At 68.7% G+C, this 8667-nt stretch carries 5 protein-coding genes; 4 read left to right on the forward strand and 1 reads right to left on the reverse strand.

The features are described from left to right. Together VD972_RS35090 and VD972_RS35095 are read left to right on the forward strand one after the other, a co-directional pair. Positions 1-1236: hypothetical protein (locus VD972_RS35090; RefSeq protein ID WP_324993171.1), on the forward strand; the 1236-nt coding region annotated here is incomplete at its 5' end. A gap of 17 nt (positions 1237-1253) precedes the next feature. After that, a complete protein-coding gene (locus VD972_RS35095; RefSeq protein ID WP_324993172.1) occupies positions 1254-2393 on the forward strand; it encodes a tetratricopeptide repeat protein in 1140 nt (379 codons plus the stop codon). Between the two features lie 75 nt (positions 2394-2468). On the opposite strand, the gene lexA is transcribed toward VD972_RS35095, so the two are convergent. Continuing rightward, positions 2469-3131, reverse strand: a complete 663-nt coding sequence (lexA, locus tag VD972_RS35100; protein ID WP_324993173.1) for a transcriptional repressor LexA — start codon at positions 3129-3131, stop codon at positions 2469-2471. Positions 3132-3337: 206 nt separating this feature from the next. Between lexA and VD972_RS35105 the strand changes: the two genes are divergently transcribed. Both VD972_RS35105 and VD972_RS35110 read left to right on the forward strand, forming a co-directional pair. Beyond that, positions 3338-6667 (forward strand): response regulator, encoded by a 3330-nt coding sequence (locus tag VD972_RS35105; protein WP_324993174.1) that lies wholly within the window; start codon positions 3338-3340, stop codon positions 6665-6667. After that, positions 6664-8499: a sensor histidine kinase gene (locus VD972_RS35110; protein ID WP_324993175.1), complete on the forward strand. Its 1836-nt coding sequence runs from the start codon at positions 6664-6666 to the stop codon at positions 8497-8499. Before VD972_RS35105 ends, VD972_RS35110 begins: the two co-directional genes overlap by 4 nt. Positions 8500-8667: the final 168 nt, after the last annotated feature.

The following is an 8667-nucleotide window of genomic DNA, read 5'->3' on the forward strand; positions in this document are numbered from 1 at the left end:
TTGCTGCTCCCGGCAGTGGCTCGTGCCCAGACACCGATCCCTGCCGAAGAGAAGCCTTCTTCGTCCACCCCCGCCGCCGCGCCCGCTGTGCCCCCCGAGGCTCCACCGGTCGCGCCGCAGGCTGCTCCCTCGACAGGCCCATCCGCGCCTGCTCCGGCTCCTCAGCCCGGGGCACCCACCCCTGGCGCCAGCCCGTCGAGTGAGGGGAGCCAGGCTGCCCCTCCTCCCGCGACGGCTCCCGCCGAGAAGCCGGCCACGGCGAAGCAGGACCCGGCGCCTTCGGGGCTCCCCACCGTGGCAGTCCTCGCCCTCGAAGCCAACAAGGCTGCGCAGGAGGATGCGCCGGGCATCGCCTCGTTGATCGCGAGCCGGCTGGCCGAGTCTCCCAAGCTCAAGGTGCTCACCCAGAAGGACATCGAGACGATGCTGAGCACCGAGCGTCAGCGTCAGCTCCTGGGCTCTGGCTCGTGCTCCACGAAGGGCCCCTGCCTCGAGGAGCTGTCGAACGCCGTCGGCGCCCGCTTCGTGGTGACGGGGCGGTTGGACCGGTTCGGCGACAAGTACCTGCTCACCCTCAGCCTGCTCGATACCTTCAGCGGTCGCGGCCTGGCCCGGCCCCGTGCCGAGGCCTCCAGCACCGAGGAGCTCCCTCAGATCGCGGACGCTATGGGAGAGCAGCTCCTCGCAGAGCTGGCCCCCAAGGAGGACACGCGCGCGGCCAAGCCTCTGCTCGGCAGCGTCAAGGAGACCCCTGGCAGCGGCTTCGTGCTGGGGCTGCGCATCAACAACACGTTCATCTCCAACATCCAGGCCCTCAACCCCGGCGCGGACCTGGAGCTGGGCTATTCCTTCCACCCCGAGTGGGTGGGCTTCCTGCAAATGGGCATCACCTTTATCCGCTCCACCGGCGGTGAGGACAAGGACGGGCGCCTCAGGATCCTCCCCGGCATGTTGGGCGCGCGCCACTACTACCGGCTGGAGCACTCCTTGCGGCCCTACTGGGGGCTGGGACTCGGCGTGCAGCTCGCGTTCGGGCAGTTCGGCATCTTCAAGTCCACCGGCCCGCTGCCCACGGTGATCGGCTTCTTCGGCGCCGAGTACCTCATCGCCGGCAAGGTGGGCCTGCAGCTCGAGGCTGGCACCAACCTCGCCCAGGCCACGCTCGGACTGGCCAACAACGGCCTTGGCGACGGGCTCAACCTCGATCTCAACGCCGGCATCTCGTATCACTTCTGAGGCCTGGAGCCCTGTTCATGTCCTCGCGCCTGCGCGCCCTCCCGCTGCTCGCCCTGCTCGCTGCCGCGGCGTGTGACGACACTCCCAAGATCGATCCCAAGGATCGGGCCGAGGGCCTCTACCTCAAGGGCAACGCCGAGTACCTGCAGGGCGACTTCGAGCAGGCGATCGCCTCGTTCAACGAGATGAAGCAGCTGGTGCCGAGCGATCCGCGGCTGCCCGCCGCCGTGGGTGAGGTGTACCTCTCCATGGGTAAGCTCGACGAGGCGCTCGCCGAGTTCCAGGCGGCGCTGTTGCTGGATTCCAAGCGCTCCACGACGTGGAGCCGCATCGGCTTCATCCAGGCGCAGACGGGCAAGGACGAGGAGGCACAGGCCTCGCTGCGCAAGGCCATTGGCCTGCACGCCAAGGACTTTAACGCGCTCGAGCAGCTCGCGGAGATCCACCTCAAGCGTGGCGAGAGGGAGGAGGCCCTCCGTCACTTCAAGCTCGCCGCCGAGGTCTGCCCGGACAGGCTCAAGCCAGACTACGTGCTGCGAGCGGTGGAGCTGCTCCAGGAGGACAGCCGGCACGCGGAGGCCCTGGCGCTGCTGCAGACGTCGGTGGAGCAGGGCGTGCGTGCGCCTGAAGTGCTCGCCGTGTTGGGGGACGAGCAGGTGCGCGCCGGGAAGAAGGACGAGGCGGTTGCCGCCTACCGTGAGGCCGCGACCAAGGCGCCCAAGGATCCCGCGCTCTGGGAACTCGTCGGGCGGATCTACGCCAGTCAGGGCAAGGCCGAGGATGCCCTGGCGGCGTTCCGCGAGTCCCTCAAGGTGAAGGACCGGGCCCTCGTCCATGTGGCGATGGCCCAGCTCCACCTCTCCCAGAAGGACCGCAAGGCGGCCGAGGAAGAGCTGAGCAAGGCCCTGGAGACGGTGTCGGGCACGGACGTGCGCGAGCTGCTCGAGCTGTCCGAGCTGCTCGTGACGTTCGAGCGCAAGCCGGATGCGCTGCGCATCCTCAGCAACCTGGCGGCCGAGCCGGACAATGCGACGAACGTGGAGCTCCAGCTGCGCACCGCACGTCTGGCGCGCGAGCTGAAGGACACCGAGACCGTCAAGGCCGCCTGCACCCGGATCTCCGGGACCGACGGAGGCAGAGCCAGCGCCTGCCCCTGATCCGGCTCAGAGGAGAGGAGGGGAACCTGCCGTGGATCGCAGGCTCCCAGACCGCTCGTAAACGCCAAGCGTGCGTCAGTTCCGCCCGCCGGCCAGCTTCCGGTACACGCCCACGACGATCCCCAGGAGCATCGTCGAGCGGAAGTCCGCCTTGTTCACGTAGATGGGCGACATGTCCTTGTTCGCTGGCTGGAACCGGATGCGCTCGGGCTCCGGGAAGTAGCGCTTCACCGTCGCCTCCTCCTCGATGAGCGCCACGACAATGTCCCCGGGCTGCGCCGACGGCGTCTTGCGCACGAACAGGTAGTCCCCGTCGTGGATGCCGTCCTCGATCATCGACTGCCCCTTCACCCGGAGCGCGAAGACCTCACGGCCCGTGCCCCCAATGAGGAAGCTGTCGATCTTGACCGAGTCCTCCATGTGCTCCTGGGCCAGCAGCGGCGCTCCCGCAGCCACCTTGCCCAGCAGCGGCACATCCACCATCCCCGAGTCCTTCTTCGCGCCCAGCCCCAGCAGCATCCTCGCCCGCTTGGTCGGCACCAGCGAGCGGCTCTGCTGCTCGCCCCTGTTCAGGTACCCCTTGCGCTCCAGCGCCTTGAGGTGATCGTTCACCCCGTTGGTCGAGCGGATGTCCATCTGCTCGCCGATCTCGCGGATGGTGGGCGGGAAACCCCGCACCTCCGTCTCCTTTACGATGAAGGCGAGAATCTCGCGCTGGCGCTCCGTCAACTCTTCCATGCCACGCTCCCTCTCTCGGTCAGGGACCCAGGCACCTTCACCCAGGGCAACAGGCTTTCAGTACCTCATGCTCCCTGAACAGGCGTGTAGAGTCAATGGTTTCAGGCAGGCAAGCTTTCCGACCGTCCGGGCCTCCTCCTACCCTTCAGGGACCCATGAGAGATCTTGAGATTTCGGACTGATCTGGGCGTACAATTTCCACCGTCTTGTCCGAGCTCCGACACACCCTGCTCCTCGTTGATGACGAGGCAGATGTCCTGGACATCCTTGTCCGGATGTTCCAGCGGCAGTACCGCGTCCTCACCGCCACCTCCGGTCAGGAGGCGCTGTCGATCCTTCGGACCCAGACGGTAGACGTCCTCATCACGGACCAGAGGATGCCCGAGATGACGGGCATCGAACTCGTCACCGCCTCCCGGGCCGAGGGCATCGACGTCACCACGCTGCTGCTCACCGGCTACACGGATCCGGAAGACATCATCGCCGCCATCAACCAGGGCCAGGTGTACCGCTACATCACCAAGCCCTGGGAGGTGAACGATCTCCTCATCACCGTGAAGAACGCGGTGGAGTACACGCAGCTGCGCCGAGACAAGGAGCGGCTGCTGCGCCAGCTCCACCAGCGCGTGGAGGCCCTCTTCGTCCTCTACGAAGTCAGCCGCGCCAGCGCCTCGGATCCGCCCAGCTACGAGGCCATCATTGACCGTGTGCTGAGCGCCGTGGCCCGCGTGCTGCCGTATGACTGCGGCGCCGCGCTGATCGCGCCGGACGATGCGCGCTCCGCCATCCTGCGCCTGCGCTGCCTGGGCACGGTGGGCGAGAAGGCCCTCCTGGGCGTCAAGGAGTCTATGCTGGGCGCCTACCGGCGCAGCTCGGGACAGCTCTTGCCCGAGGACCGGCTCACCACCCGCGTCACCGGCACCATCACCCAGGACTCCAGCGCGCCGGCCGTCTACCCCAGCCAGGTCACCGTGAGCCTGGTGGCCGGCGGCAAGCCCGTGGGCATGCTGTCGCTGTTCTCGCAGAACGCGCAGGCGTTCAGCGAGGACGACGGTGTGCTGCTGGACACGCTGGCCAATCAGACGGCGGACGCCATCCAGTCCCTGCGCACGGTGGAGGAGGAGGCCCGCCGCCGCATCGAGCGCATGGTCGAGTCGATGGCGGATGGCGTGCTCCTCACCGACGAGCAGGACGCCATCGTCGTCATCAACCCGGCCGCGCGGCTCCTGCTGCGCCTGGGCGAGGACGCGGGCGCCCTCACCGGACGCATGCTGGAGGAGCGCCTGGGCTTCGAGCCCTCCGAGCTCATCCGCGGCTGGGAGTACAGCGGCTCGCAGGTGCTCGAGGAGGAGGTAGAGCTCTTCGAGCGCCACATCCAGTGCACCGTCACCCCGGTGAATGACGCGCGCGGCACCGTGCGCGGCGTGTGCGTGGTGCTGAGGGATGTCACCGAGCAGAAGGTGCTCGAGGAGCGCAAGGACGAGTTTGTCTCCATGGTGAGCCACGAGCTGCGCACCCCGCTCACCTCCATCTCGGGCGCGCTGGATCTGGTGCTCAACTACCTGGCCGGCCCCATCAACGAGAAGCAGCAGCGCTACCTGGCCATGGCCAAGGACTCCACGGAGAAGCTCAACGCGCTCGTGGATGATCTGCTGGACCTGGCCAAGTTCGCCAAGGGCCGGCTGCGGATGAACTTCGAGCTCACGTACCTGGACGAGCTCGTGCGCCGCGCCGTGGAGAAGTACGGGCCGGCCTTCCAGGAGCGGCGGGTGAAGGTGTCCACCTCGCTGCCGCAGCACGGGCTGCGCGTGCTGGCCGATCCCAACCGCGTCAACCAGGTGCTCAACAACCTGCTGACGAACGCCGTCAAGTTCACCCCGGAGGGCGGCGAGGTGACGCTGGAGCTGCGCGCCACCTCGTCCCTGCCCGGCTTCGTGGCGCTGTCCTGCTGGAACAGCAGCGAGCCCATCGCCGAGGAGAACCTGGAGCGCATCTTCGACCGGTTTGAGCAGGCTCGCACCCCGTCCAACCGCACCGTGCGCGGTACCGGCCTGGGGCTGGCCATCTGCCGCCACATCATCGAGGCCCACGGCGGCCACATCTGGTGCGAGCCCAGCGCGCAGGGCGTGCGCTTCGTCACCGTGCTGCCGGTGGAGCCGCCCCAGGAGCTGCTGCGCCCCGACGCGGCCGAGTCCGCCTACACCGCCCGCAAGCTCGATCCGCGCGGCCGGGTGCTCGTCATCGAGGGCGAGGTGGAGCTGGCCTACATCATCAAGGCGCTCCTGCTGCAGCGCGGGTATGACGTGCGGCTTGCCGGCTCGGCGGAGGAGGGCATCAGCGTGGCCCGGCGCCATCACCCGGACGCGATCCTCGTGGCCGTGCGGCTGCCGGATGTGGACGGCCTGCGGCTGGCGGAGATCCTCCGGCACGATCCCGACACCCGGCGCACGCCGCTCCTGGTCAACTCCTCGTTCGACGAGCGCCAGCGCGCGTTCCGCTCGGGGGCGGACGCCTTCCTGCTGCGGCCGCTCATGGTGGACAAGCTGCTGGCCACCGTGGACTCACTCGTGCGCGGGCGCACCGGCCAACAGCACGGGCGTGTGCTGGTGGTGGACGACGATCCGAAGATCGGCAGCATCTGCAATGAGGTGCTGGCCAGCCTGGGCTTCGAGGTGACGGTGGTGAACTCGCTGGACGAGGCCCGCCGCGTCCTGCGCGAGCGCCGGCCGGATGTCGTCCTCCTGGACGTGGCGCTGCCGGACGGGGACGGCTTCGTCTTCATCGAGGAGATCAAGGCCGAGCGTGCCAGCGGCCACATCTCCGTCATCTTCCTGTCGGCCCGCGCGGAGACGGCCTCGAAGATCCGCGCGCTCAAGCTGGGCGGGGACGACTACATCACCAAGCCCTTCGACGCGCTGGAGCTGGGCGCGCGCGTGGAGAGCGTGCTGCGGCGCAAGGAGCAGGAGCTGTCCGCCTCGCCCACCACGCAGCTGCCGGGCTCCAACGCCATCGAGCGCGAGGTGCAGCGCCGGCTCATGGCCCGCAAGCCCTTCGCCTTCTGCTACCTGGATCTGGACAACCTCAAGGCCTACAACGACTACTACGGCTTTGCGAAGGCCGACGGCGTGGTGCGCCAGACGGGCGATCTGCTGCGGGACATCTTCACGCAGGAGGGCCTGGCGGGAGACTTCCTGGGGCACGTGGCGGGGGACGACTTCGTCTTCATCACCGCCCCGGAGTCCGTGGATCGCATCTGCCAGCGCGCCATCGAGGCGTTCGATCGCATCATCCCGCTCTACTATGACAGGCAGGATCGGGAGCGCGGCCACATCGAGGCGGAGGACCGGTTCGGCGAGAAGCGCAAGTTCCCCATCATGAGCGTGTCCATCGTCGCGGTGATGAGCGACGGGGTGGCCCATGATCACGCCGAGCTGGCGCGCCGGGCGGCCGACATGAAGAAGCGGGCGAAGGCCATTCAGGGGTCCGTCTACCTGCGAAGTGACCGCGAGCGGGAGAGCCGGATCATCACGGGATGAAGCTCTACCAGCAGCTCATCCTCTTCATGCTGGCCGCTACCGTGCTGCCCCTGGCCGTGGTGGGCTTCCTGCTCCTGTCCCGCGCGGAGGCGGAGCTGGCCAGCCGCATCGCCGGCGAGCAGCGGACCCTGGCCGTGGCCACCGCGGAGAGCGTGGCCAGCACACTTATGAGGACGGTGGACGCCATGGCGCTCGTGGCGGAGTCCATCGACTGGGAGGCCCTCAATGAGGAGGAGGCCCTCGGCGCGCTGAGCCTGATCTTCCGCCAGTCCTCCGCGGTGAGCGCGGTGATGCGGCTGGATGCCGCGGGCAAGCGGCTGGGACAGCCCGTGTTCTACCCGCGAGAGGAGGACGGGCACCCGGGCTTCGATGAGGCCTCCCTGGACGTCCTCGCGCGCGCGGTGCCCGTGCAGCCGCTGAAGCACAGCGACAAGGGCGAGGCAGCGATGGGGCGGGTGTACTCGCACGCGCTCAGCGGCAAGGCCGCCGTCGCCGTGGCCATCAAGCTGGGCGCCGGCGAGAGCGCCTCCTTCGCGCTGGCGGAGATCGTCTTCAAGGATCTGGAGGAGCTGCTGGTTCGCAAGGCCCGGGACAGCATGGGCCACATCGATCTGGTGGACAGCGCCGGGCGCATCCTGGCCAGCTCCGATCATGAGCGGCGGCTCGGGGCGCTGGAGGCCAGCGTCCAGGCGCAGCTGGCCGCCACCGCGGGCGAGACGGCGCGCAGCTTCCAGGTGCGCGAGCCGGCCCTCCGGGTGAGCGCCGCGCGCGTGCCGCAGAAGCTGGACTTCGACGTGGTGGTCTCCGTGGAGGAGGCCGTCGCGATGGCCCCCGTCACCTCCATGCGGCGCACGGTGCTGGTGTCCATTGGCGCCGCGCTGGCGGTGCTGCTGACGCTGGGCGCGCTCTTCACCCGCCGCATCACCGCGCGGCTCTCCGAGGTGTCCGCCGCCGTGGAGGCGCTGGGCCGAGGAGAGCTGGATCGGCGCGTGCACGTGGAGGGGTTCGACGAGATCGCCGCGCTGGCTAGCACCTTCAACCATATGGGCGCCGAGCTGGAGGCGGCCCGCACCCGGTTGATGCGCTGGAACGACGATCTGCGCGCGAAGGTGGACGAGGCCATGATGGAGTTGAAGGCCGCCCAGGTCCAGCTGCTCGAGGCCCAGAAGCTGGCGGCGGTGGGCCAGCTTGGCGCGGGCGTGGCCCACGAGCTCAACAACCCCCTGGCCGGCATCCTCGGCTACGTGCAGCTCATGCTCATGAGCCGCAACGACGCCGATCCGGATCTCGACACGCTGCGCAAGATCGAGATCAGCGCCAAGCGCTGCAAGGAGATCACCCAGAACCTGCTGCGCTTCTCCCAGCAGCGCGCGCGCGCGGACCTCCGGGCCGTGGACATGAACAACGTCGTGCGCGAGGCGCTCAGCCTCACCGAGAGCCAGATGAAGGGCGAGGGCATCTCCCTCAAGCTGGAGCTGGCGCCCCCGGTGCGCGTGAAGGCGGATCCGGCCCAGGCCTCTCAGGTGGTGCTCGCCCTGGTGTCCAACGCCCGCACCGCGATGCTGAAGACGGGCACCAAGCTGCTCACCCTCCGCACGGGCGAGCGCGACGGCAAGGGCTTCCTCGAGGTGGAGGACACCGGCAAGGGCATCCTCCCCGAGCACCGCCACCGCGTCTTCGAGCCCTTCTTCACCACCAAGGATGTGTGGTCCAATGTAGGGCTCGGACTCTCGGTGGCCTACCGCATCGTCAGCGAGGCGGGAGGGACGATCGACATGAGGAGCGAGGTGGGGCAGGGCTCGTGCTTCACCGTGTGGCTGACGAAGGCGTGAGCGCCGCGCCCGCGTGCGATACCCTCTGAAGTGAAATGGCTGGAACCTCCCCCCCACCGCGACAGACGCGCTTCATCCTCGGGCTCGTCCTGATCCTGGCGGCCCTGCCGCTGGGGTACTTCCTCTTCCTCCACCAGCCGCCGCCACCCCCCGCACCGCCGCCTCCTC

The organism is Hyalangium sp. (genome assembly GCF_035629615.1).
In the GTDB taxonomy this organism is placed as follows: Bacteria; Myxococcota; Myxococcia; order Myxococcales; family Myxococcaceae; genus Hyalangium.